At 44.9% G+C, this 22,664-nt stretch carries 13 protein-coding genes; 3 read left to right on the top strand and 10 right to left on the bottom strand.

The genetic code is table 11. The features are described 5' to 3' along the window. Positions 1-152 precede the first annotated feature (152 nt). Entirely contained in the window at positions 153-1,034 is an 882-nt protein-coding gene (gene pheA, locus NG798_RS10385) for a prephenate dehydratase (RefSeq protein ID WP_261222441.1), read from the top strand. A gap of 515 nt (positions 1,035-1,549) precedes the next feature. After that, complete coding sequence (locus NG798_RS10390; RefSeq protein ID WP_261222442.1) at positions 1,550-2,968, top strand: hypothetical protein; 1,419 nt, start codon at positions 1,550-1,552, stop codon at positions 2,966-2,968. Positions 2,969-3,040: 72 nt separating this feature from the next. Here NG798_RS10390 and NG798_RS10395 read toward each other — a convergent pair whose 3' ends face one another. The 10 genes from NG798_RS10395 to NG798_RS10440 form a co-directional block, all read right to left on the bottom strand. Then, positions 3,041-7,222, bottom strand: a complete 4,182-nt coding sequence (locus NG798_RS10395) for a non-ribosomal peptide synthetase (protein WP_261222443.1) — start codon at positions 7,220-7,222, stop codon at positions 3,041-3,043. 648 nt (positions 7,223-7,870) lie between these two features. Further along, complete coding sequence (locus NG798_RS10400; RefSeq protein ID WP_261222444.1) at positions 7,871-8,512, bottom strand: LON peptidase substrate-binding domain-containing protein; 642 nt, start codon at positions 8,510-8,512, stop codon at positions 7,871-7,873. 163 nt (positions 8,513-8,675) lie between these two features. After that, positions 8,676-8,993 carry a 30S ribosomal protein S10 gene (gene rpsJ, locus NG798_RS10405; protein WP_261222445.1) on the bottom strand — a complete coding sequence of 106 codons (318 nt, stop codon included), beginning with the start codon at positions 8,991-8,993 and terminating at the stop codon, positions 8,676-8,678. Positions 8,994-9,178: 185 nt separating this feature from the next. Continuing rightward, positions 9,179-10,408, bottom strand: coding sequence for an elongation factor Tu (tuf, locus tag NG798_RS10410; protein WP_261222446.1), 1,230 nt, complete (start codon positions 10,406-10,408; stop codon positions 9,179-9,181). Positions 10,409-10,570: 162 nt separating this feature from the next. Next, on the bottom strand, positions 10,571-12,646 hold the full coding sequence (fusA, locus tag NG798_RS10415; protein ID WP_261222447.1) for an elongation factor G: 2,076 nt from the start codon (positions 12,644-12,646) through the stop codon (positions 10,571-10,573). Positions 12,647-12,953: 307 nt separating this feature from the next. Further along, on the bottom strand, positions 12,954-13,424 hold the full coding sequence (rpsG, locus tag NG798_RS10420) for a 30S ribosomal protein S7 (RefSeq protein WP_261222448.1): 471 nt from the start codon (positions 13,422-13,424) through the stop codon (positions 12,954-12,956). A 257-nt stretch (positions 13,425-13,681) separates the two neighbouring features. Further along, the gene (gene rpsL / locus NG798_RS10425; RefSeq protein ID WP_261222449.1) at positions 13,682-14,092 is read right to left on the bottom strand and encodes a 30S ribosomal protein S12; all 411 of its coding nucleotides are present in this window, start codon (positions 14,090-14,092) and stop codon (positions 13,682-13,684) included. 202 nt (positions 14,093-14,294) lie between these two features. Next, positions 14,295-14,618, bottom strand: coding sequence for an iron-sulfur cluster assembly accessory protein (locus tag NG798_RS10430; protein ID WP_261222624.1), 324 nt, complete (start codon positions 14,616-14,618; stop codon positions 14,295-14,297). 81 nt (positions 14,619-14,699) lie between these two features. Then, a complete protein-coding gene (locus NG798_RS10435; RefSeq protein ID WP_261222450.1) occupies positions 14,700-15,113 on the bottom strand; it encodes a phosphomannose isomerase type II C-terminal cupin domain in 414 nt (137 codons plus the stop codon). A 215-nt stretch (positions 15,114-15,328) separates the two neighbouring features. Further along, positions 15,329-17,260, bottom strand: coding sequence for a phosphodiester glycosidase family protein (locus NG798_RS10440; protein ID WP_261222451.1), 1,932 nt, complete (start codon positions 17,258-17,260; stop codon positions 15,329-15,331). A gap of 663 nt (positions 17,261-17,923) precedes the next feature. Here NG798_RS10440 and gltB point away from each other — a divergent pair. Beyond that, on the top strand, positions 17,924-22,594 hold the full coding sequence (gene gltB / locus NG798_RS10445) for a glutamate synthase large subunit (protein ID WP_261222452.1): 4,671 nt from the start codon (positions 17,924-17,926) through the stop codon (positions 22,592-22,594). The last annotated feature ends 70 nt before the right edge of the window (positions 22,595-22,664 follow it).

Genomic DNA, 22,664 nt, shown 5'->3' on the forward strand with positions numbered 1-22,664 from the left:
TGAGAATGCTGTAATGAGCAAAAAACCTAAAAATATCTCAAAAGGCTCAGATGAGCGACGCTTGAGGTTGAAAGGATTGTACTAGATTTCTGATAAAAGTAAGACAATTCGTTGCATCAGTAAATTGATTAGGAATCCCTAGAGAAAAACTTATGACGATTTCCATAGCACATCTGGGCCCCACCGGCACCTATGCAGAAGCCGCAGCATTGGCTTATGTGAATTATTTAGCCCAAGAAACGGGACAGGAATGTTTTTTATGTCCGTTTCCTACCATTGCTCAGACAATGATGGCAGTGGCCCAAGGACAAGTACAGGTGGGTGTGGTGCCGGTGGAAAATTCTATTGAGGGTGCCGTAGCGATGACGTTGGATAGTTTATGGCAATTGGAGGGTTTGCATATCCAAAAGGCAATTGTGTTGCCGGTGTCTCATGCTTTGTTATCAAAAGCAAGCAGTTTAGAGGAAGTTAAAATTGTTTATTCTCATCCGCAAGCTTTGGCTCAGTGTCAGGGATGGTTGCAAGAATTTTTGCCTAATGTCCAGTTAATTCCGGCGAATTCAACAACGGAAGGTTTGAAATATTTAGATGAAGAAAATACAGCTACGATTTCATCTTTGCGGGCGGCTGAGTTATATAATTTGCCGGTTTTAGCGCATCCGATTAATGATTATCAGGATAATTGTACGCGCTTTTGGGTATTAAGTTTAGAGGATAAGGCTAAGGCTACGTTATCGCTATCAATTGAGGGAAGTCATACGTCTTTGGCTTTTAGTCTGCCGGCTAATGTTCCGGGGAGTTTATTGAAGCCTTTGCAGGTTTTTAATTTGTTGAATCTTAATATGAGCAGGATTGAATCACGCCCGACTAAACGCTCTCTTGGAGAGTATCTTTTCTTTATTGATTTGGAGGCTGATATTAATTCGCATGAGATGCAGTTGGCGTTGGAATTGTTGGCGCTGCATACGGAAACTTTAAAGGTTTTTGGTAGTTATGGGGTGATGGTTGTGGGTTCCCCTGCGCCGGTGGGATGATAGGAAATTTGATTTTTATAGGGTCGTTTTCTGGAGGGTTAGAAGAGTTATTTTTTCAAGGGTAGATGGAAGGCAGGCAAGATGCCAGCCCCACAGATAGATGCCGATAGGTTGACTTTTTAAATCGGGTTGGTATAAGCCTGTTTTTAAATAGCAAATTAGAAGAGATGACACAAACCTGATGCTGGTTAAAGATGCGGTATTAGCTATACCTCTCGTTTTAGGGGCATTATTGTTAATGTATCCGTCTGAGAAAACACCTGGTAATAAAAAACCCGCTCGGAGGGTTTGAGCGGGTAATACAAAATGGTGTGAGGAGCATTCAAAATGCTTTCTATTTAATAGATTAGGGGGCCGGTGTGACACTCTTGTGACATCTAGGTAACAAGTTTGTGAAATTTTCCAGCAATCGTTTAAGTTTAATCACCTACTCGCCCGTAGGAACTTCCAGAAACTCCCGAAACAGAGTTGTAGTCCAGAGTAAAATAAGCTACTGCTGTGAGAGGAGACTTTTTATGTCGGAAACTGCAACGGGTGTACCAGGGTTGCCAGATTTAACCCATCCCAATGAGTTAATTCAGTTTGGCGGTGAATTGCTGAAATTATCGCAAAAATTAGCAATTTTAGTCATATTTTTAGGAATAGCGCTTGCTCTAGTCGGCTTTGCTTTACGGCGGACAAAACCGGAACTTCTCGACTGGCTGGAAATTTGGATTAAACGTTATGATTTATTACTGCGAAAATTTCCCCACGCTGTGTTAATTTTTTCGCTGATGATTGGGGGATTTTTTCTGTGTTCAACTTTAGCTAATCGCTATCATCATTGGGAACAAGCAAGAGTTGCAAAAGTAGCTGCAACGGTTAGCGGCGACCGGCTCGAACAATTTGCACCACAAGTGCGATATGTGGTTAAAGAACCCTACACTTATGACACGCAAGTTAAAGGCAAAATTGTTCGGGTGAAAGCAACACGAGATATTAACCGATTTTTAATGGTGGCCGGTTCTCAAATTAATGTCAAACTTGAACAAATCAAAGATGTACAGAAGTTGCGGTCTGTTTATCGGGTAGGCTTTGAAGGAGATTATAAAGTTAAAAATCAGTTAAAAGAAGATCAGCAATTTTTCTTTGAAATTACCCCGCCGAATGGTTATTCGTTGCTGCAAAATTTTAAGGTAGAACGGGATAAAAACCGCTTAGTGCCGGTGAACCCTGGTGATTATGGTTTTCCGTTTCGTTTGCAAGCTGGGGAAGAAACAACGTTTCGGGTTACTTATCAAGCGCAAGGCGGCCCGCGTTGGATTTATGATGCTAATGGACAGTTACTTTCTAATTTTCGTTTAACGGCTTTAGCTAATTTTGAAAATGCAGATTTTGCTAGTGGAATTGTACCCACACAAAGCAAAGTAGAAGGACAAGGAACGCGGTTTATTTGGGTATTTGATGATAATGTTTCGGTGAAAAATCCTTTTGGCGTTTTTACTTCCACCGGCAAAGTTACCAACACCGGCATTCTCCCCCGCTTGCTTTTACTTGCACCGGCCCTATTTTTCTGGTGGATTGTTTTGTTATACTTATCTGTCCGCCTCACTTTGCAAGATATAACTTTGGCCGGGGGTTTATTTTTTGCCTGCTTGCTTGCACTCACTTACCTCAGCCGAGTGATTGATGCACAACTGGCCTGGTGTTTAATTTTCCCTGTTATGCTGGTTTTAGTGTGGGGATTAGGTAACAGCCGATCAGCCTCCATTGCGGCGGTAATTGCCACAATTGCCGGTGGTGTTTTGCCGGTGTTTGGCTTAGTTACTACCTATAGCGGTTTAACTTTAAGTTTGGCCGGTTTATTATCGGTTGTGTGGGTGGCAGTTTTACACTGGTATGGTTTGTATCGCATCAGCGATCAGGCAACATCTCACGCCAAGTATGATCTTTAGAAATCAATCGAAGTTTCCTGATTTTGGGGAAGTTTTGCTATCAGGAAACTTCATGCTTTCTAGGTTTTTTTGTTACACAGCTTTTTCCAGACACAACTTTAATTTTTCTGCTAAAAAGCGAATATAAGGCTCTAAAATTAAAGTTTTGTGATGCCCCGGCACCTCGACAACTTCCACACCACTTTCTGTAAATTCTTCCCAGCCCAACAGGGGATAATGATATTTATTTGTCGGCCTTTCTATGGCCTGAAAAAGGGTAATTTTTCCTGAATAAATACCCGGTGAATAATTTTTAGCTGCTTCTCGGTTCGCTTCTTCAATGTGTTGGAAGGATTTAACCTGATTTATGCTGATGCCACCGCCGAATTTCTCCTCTAAAAATCGATCAAGCCCTAAGTTAAATTGGTTATTAATTTTTTGAATGTAGGGTTTGATTTTCCAATACACGCGATCCGTGATGTAAGTAACTTTTTGCAGCCCTTGGAGTCGAGAAAGGTTGAGTTTGTGAATAGACATTTGGTAAGAAAATGGTGGTGTTTCTTTGTTAAACAAAGTAGGACTAAAACTATCAAACATTCCCAGAAAAGCGACGGTTTCACCAGCCGCCACTAACTGCTGGGCAATCTCAAAAGCGATCAGTCCACCCAAAGAATGACCGGCTAAAAAATAGGGCCCTTGTGGCTGAACATTACGCATTTCTTTGATATAGTCTGCCGCCATGTCTTCCATTTTTGTATGAGGCGGTTGTTGTCCATCTAAGCCCCTTGCTTGTAGGCCGTAAATCGGCTGATCTGGGCCTAAATAAATCGCTAAACCCATATAAGATAAGACATTTCCTCCAATGGCATGAACGCAAAATAAAGGCGGTTTAGAGCCTTTTGTTTGAATGGGTACGAGTGTTTCCCACGAGAAAGACGAATTTCTTTGTCGCAAAATTTGAGCTATTTGCTCAATGGTTGGTGCTTGAAAAAGTACGGCTAATGGCAATTTTTTATTAAAAGTTTCCTCTATTTGCGAGAATAAACGCACCGCCAGCAGAGAATGTCCCCCTAATTCAAAATAATTATCTTTGACACTAATGGGCTGAACTCCTAAAGTTTTTTGCCAAATTTCTACTAGCTGAGTTTCTATCTCGTCGCGGGCTGAGGTAAAACTTTCTTTTTCTGGGGTTTTTGAGAATTCCGGTGCCGGTAAAGCGCGCCGATCTAGTTTGCCATTGGGAGTGAGGGGCAAAGTGTCAAGGATGACAATGAAAGAAGGTATCATGTAATCGGGAAGTTTTTCTTTTAAGAAGTTGCGTATTTCCTCAATTATTAATTCTTGGCTATGGGTTTTTGACTCTATTTGCTGAGCGTTAATAACAATGTAAGCTACTAAGTATTTATCGGCAGAAGATGTGACGCTACGCGCAATAACTGCACTCTGTTGAATGTTTGGATGTCGATTTAATAAGGTTTCTATTTCTGCCGGTTCTATACGAAAACCACGAATTTTTATCTGGTTATCTGCCCGTCCTGCAATGACAATTTCTCCTCCTGGTAAATACCGGCCTAAATCTCCTGTTTTATAGAGCCGGTCTTCGGCAATATTTGTTAAGGAATTTGTGATAAATCGCTGTTGAGTGAGGGTTTGATCACCTAAGTATGCTTTAGCAAGGTAAGGAGTGCGTATATAAATTTCTCCTAATTCTCCAATGCCTGCTAGTTGTTGAGAGGAATTTAAAATCAGCAGTTGAACATCTTTAATTCCTCGCCCAATGGGAATTTTAGCTTGTTCATTTTGCTCCAAGTAGGATAAATCATTGGCGATATAATATCCCATTGCTTGGGGAGTTTCTGTGGCTCCGTAGAAATTAACGCAAGTAGCTGAAGTTGCTATTTTTTGGATTTTTTTAATTTCTTGTACGGTTAATACATCTCCGCCAAAGAAAAGATAGCGCAACGAAGTTAAAGGCTGTTTTACTCCTGAAGTTAGAATTTCTCCCATTGCCGGTGTTAAGTGAACAACGGTAATTTTACACTGCTGTATCCAGTCCCCTAACCATGTCGGTGTCAAGATTTTATCGGGATTGGGAATATGCAGACAGGCACCTATACTTAAGGGTGTAAAAATGTCTCTTAATAACGGATCATGGGATAGTCCTGAGAGCATACTAAAGCGATCTGATTCATCAAATTTAAAGGTTTGAGTATGCCATTTCAGAAAATGAGAAACGGGCCCATGAGTGCCTAAAATGCCTTTAGGCTGGCCGGTTGAGCCAGAGGTAAAAGCAACATAAGCTAAGTTATCTTCTTTAATTTCTTTGGCCGGTAATTCGTTGGAAAATTCTTTGAATAAGTTTTGAATTTGCCCTAATGTTTTCGGCAAAAACCCGTTAACTTTCCATGAAAAAGCCTCAATAAATTCTTGCAGTTTTTCTGGCATTTCTCCGGCTGCTTCCATTTGAATCCATGCTTTAGGTTGAGCGATTTTGATACAATCAATAAGCCTTTCTGGTGGATATTTAGCATCTAAAATTAGGAAAGCAGCACCAGCTTTCAGCACCCCCAGCAACCCACAAACTAAAGCAGCACTACGGTGAGCATAAATGGCGATAATTTCTTGAGATTCAATGCCATTTTGGAGGAGATAATTAGCAAGTTGATTGCTGGTAGTATCCAGTTCTTGATAATTCCAAGTTTGCCTTTCATCGCTAACGGCTGCTTGCTGCGGAACCCGTTGGGCTTGCTGACCAAATAATTGATGAATTGGTAACTGTTGTTCAATATTAAAAAATTGTTCTGGATGAGGTAACAGCTTTTGAGCCTCAACCGTTACGAGAGAAAATTGATTAATTTTTGTCTCAGAGTTGTTAACTGCTTGCTCGATGATAGCGGAAAGCTGTATCAGCATCTCTTTGATGCGCGCCGAGGTAAATAGGCCGGCATTATAGACAAATTCTAATTGTATTACCTCTGATTTTTCTCTGGCATAAAGAGTTAAATCAAATTTTGCTTCGGCTTCTGGACGCGGTAAAGTTTCCCAAGTTAAGCCGGCTACATCAATTGTTTTTATGCCAAAATTCAAGAGATTAAAAAATACTTGAAAGACAGGTGTCCGGCTTAAATCTCTGTCTGGCTGTAACTCTTCAACTAATTTCTCAAAGGGTAAATCTTGATGAGCATAAGCGTCTAAAGCTACCCGCCTCACCCTTTGCAAAAGTTTGTGAAATGTTGAATTTTCATCAAGTTGATTGCGAAAAACTAAGGTATTGATAAAAAATCCGATCAGGTTTTCTATTTCAGCACGGTTGCGACCGGCAATAGGGGAACCGATTAAAATATCTTCTTGTCCTGTGTGACGATAAAGCAAAATTTGAAATCCTGCCAACAAAGTCATAAATAAGGTGACTTCTTGCTGTTGACAAAAGCGATTAATTTGGTCGCTAACAGGTTTAGAAAGCATTAAACTTTCTTTAGCACCGACAAAGGATTGAATTGCCGGCCTCGGATAATCAATTGGCAATTCTAGCACCGGCAATGGGCCGCTAAGTTGCTTTTTCCAGTAAGAAATTTGCCGGTTTAAAACTTCCCCACTTAACCACTGTTTTTGCCAGGAAGCAAAGTCAGCATACTGGATAGGAAGTTCTGGAAGACTGGCCGGTTGATCAGCAAGGTAAGCTTCATAAATAGCCGCCATTTCCCGAATGAATCTATCACTCGACCAACCATCGGTAATCAAATGATGCAAAACTAAAAACAGAACAAATTCGTTTTCCTCAAATTGAAATAAATTTGCTCGCATCAGCGGCCATTTAGTTAAATCAAAGGTCTGCTTAACAAGTTGAGAACGCAATTTATCGCATTTTTTTTCTTTTTCTGAAGGGGAAAGTCCGCTAATTTTTGTAACCGATAAAGCCAATTTTTCATCGTTGGAAATTACTTGAAATGCTTCACCTTTTAAAGAAACAAAGGTTGTGCGTAAAATTTCATGTCGGGAAATAATTTCGTTAATGCTATATTCAAGGGCTGTAATATTAAGCTCACCCTTGATTCGCAAGCTGATTGTTTCGTTATATACCGAATTACCAGGCTCAATCTGCTCCAAAAACCATAACCGTTGTTGGGCGAAAGAAAGGGGATAATATTTGTTAGGGTTTTCGCGGGAAAGTTTTGGGATTTTGGAAATTGTCAGCCCTTTATCTTTGATTAAAGCTTCAAATAAAGCTCTTTTGGTGGCTGATAAGGCGGTAATATCTTTAATGGGCTGTGTCATGTTTACCTCTTTTAGGCAATTAATTTGTCAAGTAGCCTTCCCAGATAAATCTATTTTAAGTTTTCCCAAAATTCTTTTGAGTTATATCGGCTTTCGTGATGTTTTGCCTTGCCGTTTTAATTCTTTGGCGACCGCGATAATATCCGGCGATTGATCAAGTAACCAGCCACATTTATAACCTACACTTTGGCTTAACAGGCGTGCTTCATCAATATGGTGTCCTGCCAAAAGCTTTAAGGAGACAAAATAATCTTTTCACGCTTGAAATTTTGATAAAATCTGACTATATTTTTTCACATCAGTTTCTTTGCGGTTCTAGTAATTGATAACTCGATTGGCAAGTCAGTAAAGGATAACCAAAAAACTCATAATCTATTTTTTTACCAGCACTTTTTAAATCCACTATAACCAAAAATTTTTTAGATGCCAATAACTGTAGTCATAATTATGGAAATTGGTATAAGATATCCAGAAAAAATTTATTTATGATAAGTTTTAGCCGGAAGTTCTCCCTGGTGGGAGCGCTTCCGGCTCTCGACATTTTTTCGTGTTAGGGTAGGGTTGAGATATTTCTCAATATCAGCCACAGTTTTGAGGCAAAAGTAGGTTTTGTTAACGCCTTAAGTGCCGGTGAATCTGCAAAAATAACTACTTCAAAGCATCCTTAAGCACAGTCCGAGCCGCCAGATGATTGCGAGTAGAAGTGAGAATTTCCGCCTCACGTTCCAACCGGCTCGCCGTATCCTGCATTTCCAGAAGCGCTTGCTGTTCAGCCGCCACCCCATAGAGATTACTCGCCACCCAGTAAGACAACTCCGTAGGTAAAGACGGAATATCTTCTGGCAACTCAATTTTTTGATCCATCAACTTAGCCGACAAGCGAACAACATCTTTAAGCAATTGTTCAACATCAGTTGCCAAAGGACGGAGATCCTGTTGGGGAACTTCATCTTCAATCCACTGAACCAAACCCACACGATAGGGTTTTTCGCGTACATAGTCCAGCACCCGAAACCGTTGCTGGCCCAGAGTCCATATTTTCATCCGGTCATCGGGGAGACGTTGGAATTGCAAAATTTCTGCACAGCATCCAACGGCGGCGGGTTGACCTTGAACGGGGTCCCACATCAAAACTCCAAACCTGCGGTCGCTTTCGAGGATTGTGTTCATCATAATCCGATAGCGAAACTCAAAAATGTGCAGGGGGAGGGGCCGGCCTGGAAATAAAACTACTTCAGGCAAGGGAAAGAGGGGGAGTTCTCGAACTGCTATCGAGGATGCTGAAGCCATTTTTCCTCAGAGTAATTGCTAAGTGCCTTTTTATATCATAACTTTAACCCAAACAGCCCAGGCTTTCAAACCAAAACACCCTTTAGAGGGTGATCTAAAGGGTTCTGCAAGGACTGTGGGGCTGGCTTCCAGCACAAATTAAGGCTTTTTTTGAAGCAGACTTTTAGAGTTTGACTTCAATATCCACACCGGCCGGCAAGTCTAGCTTCATCAAAGCATCAATGGTTTTAGAAGAAGGCTGATAAATATCAATAATGCGGCGGTGAGTCCGAGTTTCAAAATGTTCGCGGGAGTCCTTATCAACGTGAGGAGAACGCAGCAAGCAATAAATGCGCCGGCGAGTCGGCAGAGGAATCGGGCCAATAGCTGTAGCGTTGGTGCGGTTGGCAGTATCGACAATTTTTTCGCAGGATGTATCGAGCAAGCGGCGGTCGTAAGCTTTCAAGCGGATGCGAATTTTTTGTTGCTGTAAAGTAGCCATTTTTGTTTAGTTTTCTTGGTTCGGGTTTTTAAGAGAGTCAATCGTCAGTTGTCCATAGTCATTAGTCATCTGTCATTGCTCAATGGAACATGACGGCTGGCAATAACTAAAGACACAAAATAAGAGCAGAAAAGCAACTTGAAATTTTATCGCTTTTCTGCTCTGGCGATCCTCAACTAGCTAATCTATTTGAGAATCTTGGAAACTACACCGGCACCCACAGTGCGACCGCCTTCACGGATAGCAAAGCGCATACCTTGTTCAATAGCGATGGGGTTGATCAACTCCACCGTCATTTTGATGCGGTCACCAGGCATAACCATTTCAGCAGCGCTGCCATCATCAGCAGTAAATTCGCTGATGGTGCCGGTTACGTCGGTTGTACGCACATAGAACTGAGGACGGTAGCCGGGGAAGAAGGGAGTGTGACGACCACCTTCTTCTTTTTTGAGGATGTACACTTCAGACTCAAACAAAGTATGAGGCTTAATAGAACCGGGTTTAGCCAGCACCATACCGCGCTCAACATCAGCCTTTTGAATACCACGCAACAGAAGACCAACGTTATCACCGGCCATCCCTTCGTCCAGAGTTTTCTGGAACATTTCAACGCCGGTTACAGTGGTGGTGCGAGTATCCTTAATACCGATCAACTCGACAGTTTCGCCAACTTTGACCTTTCCGCGCTCAATCCGGCCAGTTGCCACCGTACCGCGACCAGTGATTGTAAATACGTCTTCAACGGCCATCAAGAAAGGCTTATCAATTTCACGCTCTGGAGTTGGGATATAAGCATCAACCTGCTCCATGAGATTGTAGATTTTATCAACCCACTCATTCTCACCCTTCTTAGCACCAGGGTTAGCGATCATGTATTCAAGTGCTTTGAGAGCAGAACCGGCCACAATGGGGATATCGTCGCCTGGGAAATCGTAGGAGCTAAGCAACTCGCGGACTTCTAACTCCACCAGTTCCAGCAATTCGGCATCATCCACCATGTCTTCCTTGTTCAAGAAAACCACCAACGCAGGAACGCCGACCTGACGGGCGAGCAGAATGTGTTCGCGGGTTTGAGGCATCGGGCCATCAGCCGCAGATACCACCAGAATTCCACCATCCATCTGAGCAGCGCCGGTGATCATGTTTTTTACATAGTCAGCGTGCCCCGGACAGTCAACGTGAGCGTAGTGCCGAGTTTCGGTTTGGTACTCAACGTGAGCGGTGTTGATGGTAATCCCCCGCGCTTTTTCTTCGGGTGCTGCGTCGATTTCATCGTATTTTTTGGCTTTTGCCTGTCCCAGAGCAGCCAGGGTCGTTGTAATAGCAGCAGTCAGAGTGGTTTTGCCGTGATCGACGTGACCGATGGTACCGATATTAACGTGGGGTTTAGTCCGTTCAAACTTTGCGCGTGCCATGAATAATTCTGTTCCTTTTTCCTTTGTCAGTTTTTAGTTGTCATTGGTCATTAGTCCCCCCCCCTTTTTTAAGGGGGGTTTGGGGGGGTCAGGGTCATTAGTCAGTGGTCATTTTTACTGGTGACTCGTGACCCGTGACCGATGACCAATCCCACCAACTAATTAAGCGTTCCCTTTGCTTTTTGCGATGATGGGTTCAGCAACGTTACGAGGTACTTCTTCGTAGTGGCTAAATTCCATCGTGAAGATACCCCGGCCTTGGGTTTTAGACCGGATATCCGTAGCGTAGCCAAACATCTCCGCTAACGGAACTTTTGCCGTAACCTTCGCAATTCCCTGTTCAGATCCCATTCCTTCGATCTGGCCCCGGCGGGAATTGAGGTCGCCCATGACATCTCCGAGGAAGTTTTCCGGTACTTCCACTTCAACTTTCATCATAGGCTCTAAGAGCACCGGCGAAGCTTTCATTACGGCTTCTTTCATTGCCATAGATCCGGCAATTTTGAAAGCCATTTCTGAAGAGTCCACATCGTGGTAAGACCCATCAATCATTGTTGCTTTCACATCAATGAGCGGATAGCCTGCCAAAATGCCGGTTTCGCAAGCTTCTTTCATCCCTTGTTCTGCGGGGCCGATGTACTCTTTAGGTACTGTACCGCCAACAATTTTGGAGACGAATTCAAAGCCGGTGCCAGGTTCTGCCGGTGCCAGTTCGATGACGACGTGGCCGTACTGACCTTTACCGCCACTTTGACGGATAAACTTGCCTTCGGCTTTGACAGATTTGCGGATGGTTTCGCGGTAAGCAACTTGCGGTGCGCCTACGTTGGCCTCTACCTTAAACTCCCGCAACATCCGGTCTACCAGGATTTCTAGGTGCAATTCACCCATCCCGCGAATAACGGTTTGGTTAGTTTCCTGGTCAATGCTAACCCGGAAGGTGGGGTCTTCTTCAGACAATGACTGGAGTGCTTTTGATAGCTTCTCCATGTCGTTTTTGGTTTTGGGTTCCACTGCCACAGAAATAACCGGCTCTGGAATAAACAAAGATTCCAGAATAATTTGGCCGTTTTCTTCGCAGATGGTGTCGCCGGTGAAGGTATCTTTGAGGCCCAACGCTGCCCCCAAGTCACCGGCCCGCAATTCGTCTACTTCGATGCGGTCATCGGCTTTCATTAGAATCAGGCGAGATACCCGTTCTTTTTTGCCTTTGCTGGCGTTGTACACATAGCTACCTTTTTTGAGGATGCCTGAGTACACGCGCACAAAAGTCAGACGACCATAGGGATCTGCCATGATTTTGAAAGCCAAGGCAGCCAGCGGTGCATTGTCATCGGCGCGGCGTTCTGCTGTCTCACCGTTGGGGAGCGTTCCTTGAATAGGAGGAACTTCGATAGGGGCCGGCAAATAATCTACCACTGCATCTAGCAGTAATTGAACCCCTTTGTTTTTGAAAGCCGAACCGCACAACATCGGAACGATTGTACCTGCGATGGTACCTTTGCGCAGAGCCGTGCGAATTTCCTCTTCGGTTAATTCTTCGCCTTCGAGGTATTTTTCTGTCAGCTTATCATCGGTTTCCGCTACGGCTTCAACCAATTTGATCCGGTATTCTTCGGCGATATCCCGCATTTCTTCGGGGATGTCGCTTTCTTGAATATCGGTTCCTTTGTCGTTGGTGTAGAGCATGGCTTTCATGCGTACCAAGTCTACCAACCCACTAAAGGTGTCTTCAGCACCGATGGGCAATTGAATGGGAACGGCATTTGCCCGCATCCGGTCACAGATTTGGTTATAAACTTTGTAAAAGTTTGCCCCTGTCCTGTCCATTTTGTTGACGAAGGCAATTCGCGGCACTTTATACCTATCTGCCTGTCTCCACACTGTTTCCGATTGAGGTTGAACGCCACCAACGGAACAAAACACTGCGATCACTCCATCCAGTACCCGCATTGAGCGTTCGACTTCAATTGTGAAGTCAACGTGCCCCGGAGTGTCGATCAAGTTGATTTGGTGGTCTTTCCAGCTACTGCTAATTGCCGCAGCGGTGATGGTAATGCCGCGTTCCCGCTCTTGCTCCATCCAGTCTGTTACTGTGGTCCCTTCGTGAACTTCTCCGATTTTGTGAACCACGCCGGAATAGAACAGAATTCGCTCTGTTGTTGTTGTCTTTCCTGCGTCAATATGGGCTGCAATCCCAATATTGCGTACTTTCTCGAGCGGGGTGGTGCGTGCCACAGCTACCTCCTTTATGTTAGCCGCAGATGTTTTGCTACTTGCGCTTTGTCAAGGTTCTATATGCGCTATTGCTGAGTTTGGCGCTAGGTGCGCTTCTCAAGCCAAGCTTGTTTAAAGCCATCTCTAGCCTACTCTCCGTTAGTCTCCCTAACGGGTTTGGGTGTCCTTCACACTCCATTTTGCCACCATTCCGGGCAGCGCGAGTGGATTCCGAGTTCCTTGTTATTAATATTTTAATATTTTTTGTTAAGTTTTGTTCCCTAGAGCCAAATTGCTCGGGGGAACTTTTGGAACTCGTTGGCCGCTTCTAGTACCGATAATGGGCAAAGGCTTTGTTTGCTTCTGCCATCCGGTGTGTTTCTTCGCGTTTGCGAATTGCACTGCCTGTCTCGTTGGCTGCATCCATTAGCTCGTTTGCTAATTTGATTGCCATTGACCGGCCTGTTCTCGATCTTGCATATTGGATCAACCACCGCAACGCCAGAGCGATACCGCGATCTGATCTTACTTCCATTGGTACTTGATAAGTTGCACCCCCAACTCGGCGAGCTTTCACTTCTACCAAGGGTGTCGCATTCCGCACGGCTTTCTCAAACACTTCGATGGCTTCGGAGCCAGTGCGTTCTTGAATAATCTTAAAGGCATCATAAACTATCTGGTTGGCTACAGATTTTTTGCCTTTTTTCATTACACGCCGCACCATCATGGTGACGAGTCGGCTATTGTACACTGAATCGGCAGGGATAGGACGTTTTTGGACGACAGAGCGACGAGACATAGTTTCTGTTTAAAAATGCAGTTCAGGACTTTTTTGCCGCTTTATTTCTTGGCGGCTTTTTGGCTCTCTCAGCCCAACCAGGGGCTTATAGCATGGCTGAGGTTTCCATTTTTGTAAGGGCAGTTTTTACCTCTTACATTTTTTACTTAATCACTTTTCACAGTCTATACGGGTACGCTCTTGGTCGTGAGATACAAAACTCCCCGATTATTGCCTATCTTTCTCTCAGCATAATGAGAAAGTTTCAGCCCGACTGTCTACTTCTTGCCTTTTCCTGTGGTTGCTGCCGGTGCGCCTGGTTTCGGACGCTTGGCACCATACTTAGACCGGCCTTGTTTGCGGTCTTTTACTCCCGCTGTATCCAATGTTCCGCGAATAATGTGATATCTCACACCAGGTAAATCCTTTACCCGTCCGCCGCGAATCATAACGACAGAGTGTTCTTGGAGGTTGTGACCGATCCCTGGGATGTAGGCGGTGACTTCAAAACCGGAAGTCAAACGAACCCGCGCTACTTTACGGAGGGCTGAGTTGGGCTTTTTCGGTGTGGTTGTGTACACTCTTGTGCAAACACCACGACGCTGAGGGCAACTCTTTAATGCCGGCGATTTTGTTTTCTTGTTCGCTTTTTCGCGTTCGTTGCGGATGAGTTGCTGAATTGTTGGCATGAGTTAAGGCTTTTACAGCTTGTGACTGTTCCGAGTTTCAACAAAAGGACATTATACCCATTTAGCGGAACTTCTGTCAATTCCTCTGTTTGTCTTTTTTTTCGCCAAGGGCGGCGAAAACATCCCAGACAAAAAAAACTAGCCCTCAACAACGCCGATACTTAATGTAGCGGGAAAAGAGCAATGTTGAGTTTTCTATTCTTTATAAACTAAATGAATGACCGCAACTGCAAGACTGCGCCGCATTAGGGTTATTAAACCGAAACCCTCCACCCATCAAATCCTCTGAATAATCTACATTCAGACCGTTGACATAAGGCAGACTTTCTGCATTAACCAGAACTTGAACTCCATTACACTCCCACAGTTGATCATCCTCACGGACGACCTCATCTAACTCCATTGTGTAATAAAAACCGGCACACCCGCCTGGCTGAACACCGAGACGAAACTTTGCGCTTGGGTTTGCCTGTTTAGACTTAAGCCGGTTAATTTCTAGCTGTGCGGTTTTACTCAAATTAATCATTGATTGATAATTGCTAAGGGGTAAAAAGGGGATTGGTAAAAAGGGTATTGTTGCCATTTCACCAATCGCCTTTACCAAATATTATTTCCCACCGGCACGCGCATAGTCATCTTGGAAGCGGACAATATCATCCTCTCCCAAGTATTCGCCATTTTGGACTTCAATCAAAATTAAGGGTATGACACCAGGGTTTTCTAGCCGGTGCGTTGTGCAAGGCGGGACGTATGTAGACTGATTACTATAAATAACTTCTTCAGTATCCCCACAAGTCACCTTTGCTGTCCCTGAGACAACGATCCAGTGCTCACTGCGGTGGTGGTGCATTTGCAGGCTTAGCCTGTGTCCGGGTTTCACTTCAATACGCTTAATTTTATAACCCCTGCTTTCTTCTAAAACTGTAAAAGAACCCCAAGGACGCAATTCTGTAGCCGCTACTGTGTTAGAACCGAGATTAGCAACAGCCGCTAAAGGGTTAATTTCTTTTGCTTGTGTCATTTTTTTTCTCCTGAAAGTTGGGGTTGAGTGAAAAAGTAAAAAAGTGAAAAAATAAAAAGCCAAGTGGGAATTAAAGTTAACAATTCCTTACTTGAGAGTGTTTTAATTCCAATCCAACATAGCAACTGCCTCTAGGGCTCTGTCATCTGTCTAACGGATAGTTGGATTAATCTACATCGATTCTTTACTTAAACCCTGTACACTTTATCTAAGCTTTAACGATTCAAGGGTGCCTTTATACCTAATCCGTTATGCACCGGCGCGGCTGTTGACAGGGGCCGGTCGATTAAACTGCCTCCTAAATATAGTGCTGTAGAACTTCCGCCATCTAAGTTAAGCGCATCAACGGCACCGAGTTGCTGCATCAGTTGCGCTAATTCTGCTAAGGTGGCACCGGCACCCCCAGCGCGGTTGTGAATGGCTGCTAAAATTATTTTTCCCTGGTTTGTTGTGGCAATGACACTACGGGAAGCGGTTTGTTTAATAAACGCATCGCTAAAGCCTTCTGATGCCGCATCTAGCACAACTTGTCTATTTTGAATTAAAAGCGGGCCGGCTCCCAAAATATGCGGATAATCTTTAAAATTTGCTGGGTTAGTTTGGCTTTCTAGGGTGATTTGCGTTCCTGCCGGCAACCCTGATGGTGTGGTTTTGCGAAAAACAAGCAAGTATCCATTTCTGGGGATGGGTATTGCAGTTTTTAAAGCTTCTCCGGCTGAAAGTTGGCCGGTGACAATGTTGTTTTCGACGGCGATAATAATTTCATTATTGCTCAGGGGTGTGTAGTCGGATGCCCATTCGGGGGTGTAGCGAGCTATGCCGGTTTGGACAAAAGCACTATTAACAAAATCTACCGGCAGACGTTCTCCTGTATTGGTAATAACGGTTTCTTGTAATTGCAGCCGGTTCATTACCATTCTCCCCTGATTATTCCAGGCTACGGCACCTCGGTTTAAAATCGGACTGGATAACCACACGCCGTCACGCCGCAAAGCGCCTAAAGGCATTTTGTTATTTCGGTTAAAAAATCCGCCATTAATGGCTGCGTCGGCTTGCCAGAAACCGGCTGTTTGAGTTAAAGCTGCTGTTCCTACTTGAGTTTGGGGTGATGGCAAAATAGGTGTAAGGGTGGTGCTGGGTGTGATTTCTAGCCAGACAACGGGGAAACGGTCAGAGCCTAAAGGTAGATATTTTTGTTGCCAGCGGATATCCTTTGACCAAAAAATATCTTTCTCTACCATATATGCTGGCTGAATGTCAATAGTTAATCGATAGGGATTTGCCGAGGTAGAAAGCTTTGGTCGCCAACCGGCAGGAACTAAAATTGTGATGTTGGTAGAGTTGGGGGTGGTTTCTAGCTTGAGGGGGGCCGGTTGGTTATTGGGAATGTTGATTTGGGGAAAAATTGCTGGGTCTGTTTGAGAGTTGAAAGAAATTAACCATTCATCCAGTCTGGGTAGCGATGGTTGTTGAGGTTGGGTTTGAGTGGCCGGTTTGCTAGGATCATCAGGAGAGTCTGGTGGTGTTAGCGGCTTGTTTTCTGTCGGAGTGGGGGAAGGTGCGGGAACTCTGCGGATAAAATTAGCTTGAGCCGGTGTGGGTGCGGTGAGGGAGATGTTTATCTGACGGGGTAAAGTAACAGTTGATTGAGGTTCTCCCCAAGTTTGAATTTGAGTATCGATTGCTTGAGTGCGGACTGCCGGTGTGGAAATAAATAAAGTATTGCCGGTGGCTTGAATTTGCCAGTTTTGAGATTTGGCAAAATTGGTAAGATTGAGATAACGAATATTTTCTTTGTGTTCGGCGCTGAGAATAGTGTCGGAAAACCAGCGCACCGGCTGACGTTGAGGGTTGTTGGTGCTTAACAACTCTAAGCCGAAATTTTGCCAAAGTGCGATATCGCTGATGTTTGTGACGAGTGTGCCGGTGGTATCCTTTTGTTGAAACCAAGGTGCCAGTATTTTTTGACCGTTGAGCGAAATTTGTGAACCTTGGCTGACAAAATACGTTAAGCTTTGGGCAAGTACGGGGGAAGAGTTGGGGGGTTGCTCAGCACCGGCGCTGGTATTGAGCGGCGCATAAGCCAAAACAGCCGGTACGATTAAAAATGAAGCGGGAACGAACAGCGTTTTAAATAATTTAGGCATGAGTGGCAAATAAATTTTAGAATTTTGGAAACCAAGGGTTACATTTTTACCAACCCTATCAACAAACCATGACCTATTTACCCCAAAGCATTTGAGCTATCCGTCGAGTCTTAAAGATAAGAGCGCGAATCGTAACTAAATACCAGCTTTTTTGGGCGCAGTTGGGAGCTAGAATGCCTAAAGTGCATAAAAGCCTGTAAAAATCTGCATTTGTTCGGTATTAAGCCAGTCTCACGGATTGATTTTATTGTTTATCCTAGATAACACGGCATTTGTGCGCGGTAGGGAGGGTTCACACAGGCAATGAGGCGCTCAAAAACCAGATTAAGTAAATCTGAGGATTGCTTGTAATCGCTATTTTTTGTAATATTTCTTGATGATCAGTTGGAAAACACCCTCGTGAGTCATACTCCCGACAACACGCGCTTAGTCTCTGATCTTTAGCCAAAAGATAGCGCCAAAGCTTCTAGGATGACAAGATTTTTTACTTAAAGCTCCGACCTAAACAAAAAATCCACAACTGAACTGCGGACAGCCGGCTCTTAAGATACTGTATCTCCCAAAGAATGCCGGCACCAACACCCAACCCTAAAAACTCTTCCAGTACAGACGTTCCGCCGGAACTTCTCTACTCCAACGAACAGAGCAAAACGATCCCTAACTATGAAGAATAAGAGCGTGAACACTAACAATACACAAAGTCAATTAAATCTCAGCGACAGCAGACAACCAGCATCACCTTTAGGGCCACGATGGTTAGTGGAAGAAAGAGATGCTTGTGGTGTTGGCTTTATTGCTAATCTTAAAGGAGAAAGCACTCACGAAATTGTTGCACAATCTCTGGCGGCGTTGACTTGTTTGGAACACCGAGGCGGTTGCAGTGCTGACCAAGATTCAGGGGATGGGGCCGGTGTGATGACGGCGCTTCCTTGGGATTTGTTGTCGCAGTGGATGAGTGAAAAAGGTATTTCTAAATCCCCCGATAGCTCCTTGGGTGTGGGGATGGTATTTTTATCTCAAGATGCTGAAAGGGCTTCTTTGGTTCGCCAATTAATTGAGAAAATGGTGGCTCAAGAAGGTTTAAAATTTTTAGGTTGGCGTGAGGTGCCGGTTGTACCGGGAATTTTAGGCATCCAAGCGCGAGAAAACCAGCCACAAATTGAACAGTTTATCGTTGAGTCTGACCAATGGCAGGGAGATGATCTTGAGGCACACTTGTATTTAGTGCGTCGCGCTATTGGTAAGGAACTTGATAAAACTTCTCTGAACTGGGGAGAAGATTTGTATGTTTGCTCGCTATCGTCGCGGACTATTGTTTATAAAGGCATGGTACGCTCGGCTGTGTTGGGTGAGTTTTATCTGGATTTAAAAAATCCTCTCTATAAGAGTGTTTTTTCTGTCTATCACCGGCGTTTTAGTACCAACACGATGCCGAAATGGCCTCTCGCTCAACCGATGCGTTTGCTCGGTCACAACGGCGAAATTAATACCCTCCTCGGTAATATTAACTGGATGATTGCCCGCGAAGGTAATTTATCAAGCCAGCTTTGGGGTGAACGTATCCGCGATCTAACTCCGTTGGTGACTTCTCATAACAGCGACTCTGCTAACTTGGATAATGTGATGGAGTTGTTGGTGCGTTCTGGCCGTAGTCCTCAAGAAGCTTTGATGATTATGGTGCCGGAAGCGTACAAAAATCAGCCTGATTTGGCAGAATATCCCGAAATTGTCGATTTTTACGAATATTACAGCACTTTGCAAGAACCCTGGGATGGCCCGGCTTTGCTGGTGTTCAGTGATGGTGTTCAGGTTGGTGCTACCCTTGACCGTAATGGTTTGCGACCGGCCCGTTATTGTAAAACGAAGAATGGTTTGGTGATTGTGGCGTCTGAGGCCGGTGTTGTAGACTTGCCAGAAGAAGAGATCCTCGAAAAAGGACGCCTGGGCCCCGGACAGATGATTTCTGTGGATTTGCAAAACGGCGAAATCCTGAAAAACTGGGAAATTAAACAGCGCATTGCTCATAAACACCCCTACGGGGAATGGTTACAGCAAAACCGCAGCGAATTGCAATTACAACCTTTCACTGAAAGTCTGCAACTTGAAACCGAACAACTGCTGCGTCAGCAAACGGCTTTTGGCTATACCTCAGAAGATGTGGAATTAACCATTGAGGAAATGGCCGGCACCGGCAAGGAACCTACCTACTGTATGGGTGATGATATTCCTTTGGCTGTGCTATCTGGTCGCCCTCACGTTTTGTACGATTACTTTAAGCAGCGTTTCGCACAAGTGACTAACCCGCCAATCGACCCACTGCGCGAAGGCATGGTGATGTCACTAAGTATGCACTTAGGTGTGCGGGGTAACATCCTAGAAGCTGATCCGAAACACGCACGACGGCTGAAACTTTCGACGCCGGTGCTGAATGAGGCGGAATTAGAGGTTATTCGCAATTGGAAATCGACAAATGACAGGCAAGATGCCTGTCCCACTGCAACGCTGTCTACCTTGTTTGAAATTGCAGCCGGCCCAAATGGTTTAGAAGCTGCGGTTAAGAATTTGTGTGAGAAAGCTGTCGCTGCGGTTAAGGATGGCGCAGAAATTCTTATACTTAGTGACCGTTCTGGCTTAGATACAGAACACAGCTATATTCCCCCTCTGTTAGCCACCGGCGCTGTTCACCACCATTTGATTAATCAAGGTTTGCGCTTGAAAACTTCCTTGGTGGTGGAAACTGCACAGTGTTGGAGCACCCATCACTTTGCTTGCTTGATTGGTTATGGTGCTTCGGCGGTTTGTCCTTATTTGGTGTGGGAAAGTATCCGCCAATGGCAAACAAGTTCCAAAACTCAAAAGTTGATGGAAAATGGCAAACTGCCAAAGGTAAGCCAGACTCAGGCGCAAAATAATTACCGTAAGGCTGTTGAGGCCGGCTTGCTGAAAATCCTTTCAAAAATGGGGATTTCCCTATTGGCAAGTTACCATGCTGCTCAAATTTTTGAGGCGATTGGTTTGGGGTCTGATTTGGTGGCGCTTGGCTTTAAGGGAACGACTTCTCGTGTCGGTGGTTTGAGTGTGAGCGAACTAGCTCAAGAGGTGCTTTCTTTCCACAGTAAGGCTTTCCCTGAAATCAACATCAAGAAATTAGAAAACTTCGGTTTTGTGCAATACCGGCCTGGTGGTGAGTACCACATGAATAGTCCCGAAATGGCTAAGGCGCTGCATAAGGCGGTCGATAGCAAGCAATATGACCACTATGAGGTTTATCAGAAGTTTCTGGAAAACCGGCCTGTCACGGCTTTACGCGATTTGCTTGATTTTAATTCTGACCGGCAACCAATTTCAATTGATGAGGTTGAGTCGGTTGAGAGTATTATGAAGCGCTTTGCCACCGGCGGGATGAGCTTGGGTGCTTTGTCTCCCGAAGCCCATGAGGTTTTGGCAATTGCGATGAACCGGATCGGCGGTAAGTCGAACTCTGGTGAAGGTGGCGAAGATCCAGTGCGTTTGAAAACGCTTACGGATGTCGATGAAACCGGCTACAGTCCGACTATGCCACATTTGCGTGGTTTGAAAAATGGGGATACGGCGTGCTCGGCGATTAAGCAGGTGGCGTCTGGCCGGTTTGGGGTAACTCCTGAGTATTTGATGAGTGCTCAACAAATTGAGATTAAGATGGCTCAGGGTGCGAAACCAGGTGAAGGCGGACAGTTACCAGGTAAGAAAGTCAGTCCTTATATTGCGATGTTGCGCCGGTCTAAGCCTGGTGTGACGTTGATTTCGCCGCCGCCGCATCACGATATTTACTCGATTGAAGATTTGGCGCAGTTGATTTTTGATTTGCACCAAATTAATCCCAAGGCTGGGGTTTCGGTGAAGTTGGTGTCGGAAATTGGAATTGGGACTATTGCTGCCGGTGTGGCTAAGGCTAATGCTGATATTATTCAGATTTCTGGTCACGATGGCGGTACTGGTGCTTCGCCGCTGAGTTCGATTAAGCACGCCGGTTCGCCTTGGGAGTTTGGTTTAACGGAAGTCCATAAGGTTTTGATGGATAACGAACTGCGAAATCGGGTGATTTTGCGGGTTGATGGTGGTTTCAAAACCGGCTGGGATGTTTTGATGGGGGCGTTGATGGGTGGTGAAGAGTACGGTTTCGGCAGTATTGCGATGATTGCTGAAGGCTGTATTATGGCCCGGATTTGTCATACAAACCAGTGTCCGGTTGGTGTGGCGACTCAGCAAGAGAAATTACGTCAGCGTTTCCCTGGGATTCCTGAGCACGTTGTTAATTTCTTCTACTTTGTTGCGGAGGAAGTGCGCTCACTTTTGGCTCGTTTGGGTTATCGCTCACTTAATGAGGTTATCGGACGTGCGGATTTATTGAAAGTGCGGGAAGGTGTGAGCCTGACGAAGACGAAGGCGCTTAATCTGGATTGTTTGATTAATTTGCCGGATACGCGGGAAAATCGCGCTTGGTTGCAGCATGAGCAGGTTCATAGTAATGGGCCGGTGTTTGATGATCAGTTGCTTGCGGATGCTGAGGTTTTGGCTGCGGTTGAGAATCAAGGTTCGGTGAAAAAGCAACATCATTTAGTGAATACTGACCGGACTGTGGGGACTCGCTTGGCTGGGGTTATTGCTAAGAAGTACGGCAATAATGGCTTTGAGGGTCAGATTATTCTGGAGTTTACGGGTAGTGCCGGTCAGAGTTTTGGGGCGTTTAACCTTGGCGGTGTGACTCTTGTTCTGCATGGTGAGGCTAATGATTATGTGGGTAAGGGGTTGCATGGTGGGGAGATTGTGATTAAGCCATCGGCATCGGCGACGTTTGATCCTGCACAAAATGTGATTATTGGCAATACCTGTTTATATGGGGCTACCGGCGGTTATCTGTTTGCGAATGGACAGGCTGGGGAACGGTTTGCGGTTCGTAATTCGATGGCTAAGGCGGTTATTGAGGGGGCGGGCGACCATGCTTGTGAGTATATGACTGGCGGTGTGGTGGTTGTGCTGGGTAAGACTGGCCGTAATGTTGGGGCCGGTATGACTGGCGGTTTGGCTTATTTCCTTGATGAGGATGGTGGTTTTGCGGAACGGGTGAATTATGAGATTGTGAAGATCCAGCGGGTATCTACTGCGGCTGGGGAACTGCAACTCAAGGAGTTGATTGAGTTACACGCTGACCGCACGGGCAGTCCGAAGGCTAAGATGATTTTGGCTAATTGGGGTGAGTATTTGCCGAAGTTTTATCAGGTGGTACCGCCGTCTGAGGCTGATAGTCCAGAGGCTTCGGCTGAGGTTGGTGATTTGGCGCCGGTGTTGGCGTAGGTATTCGACATCGGTATTCGCCACCGGTTGAAACCGGTGTCTACAAGAATAAAGTCCTACGGACTACAAA

Source organism: Ancylothrix sp. D3o (assembly GCF_025370775.1).
Lineage (GTDB): Bacteria > Cyanobacteriota > Cyanobacteriia > Cyanobacteriales > Oscillatoriaceae > Ancylothrix.

Coding starts and splice junctions, on each gene's coding strand:
- NG798_RS10440 (WP_261222451.1), bottom strand. CDS start 17,260: ATGCCTAAATTATTTAAAACGCTGTTCGTTCCCGCTTCATTTTTAATC.
- pheA (WP_261222441.1), top strand. CDS start 153: ATGACGATTTCCATAGCACATCTGGGCCCCACCGGCACCTATGCAGAA.
- rpsG (WP_261222448.1), bottom strand. CDS start 13,424: ATGTCTCGTCGCTCTGTCGTCCAAAAACGTCCTATCCCTGCCGATTCA.
- NG798_RS10390 (WP_261222442.1), top strand. CDS start 1,550: ATGTCGGAAACTGCAACGGGTGTACCAGGGTTGCCAGATTTAACCCAT.
- NG798_RS10395 (WP_261222443.1), bottom strand. CDS start 7,222: ATGACACAGCCCATTAAAGATATTACCGCCTTATCAGCCACCAAAAGA.
- rpsJ (WP_261222445.1), bottom strand. CDS start 8,993: ATGGCTACTTTACAGCAACAAAAAATTCGCATCCGCTTGAAAGCTTAC.
- rpsL (WP_261222449.1), bottom strand. CDS start 14,092: ATGCCAACAATTCAGCAACTCATCCGCAACGAACGCGAAAAAGCGAAC.
- NG798_RS10400 (WP_261222444.1), bottom strand. CDS start 8,512: ATGGCTTCAGCATCCTCGATAGCAGTTCGAGAACTCCCCCTCTTTCCC.
- tuf (WP_261222446.1), bottom strand. CDS start 10,408: ATGGCACGCGCAAAGTTTGAACGGACTAAACCCCACGTTAATATCGGT.
- NG798_RS10430 (WP_261222624.1), bottom strand. CDS start 14,618: ATGATTAATTTGAGTAAAACCGCACAGCTAGAAATTAACCGGCTTAAG.
- gltB (WP_261222452.1), top strand. CDS start 17,924: ATGAAGAATAAGAGCGTGAACACTAACAATACACAAAGTCAATTAAAT.
- NG798_RS10435 (WP_261222450.1), bottom strand. CDS start 15,113: ATGACACAAGCAAAAGAAATTAACCCTTTAGCGGCTGTTGCTAATCTC.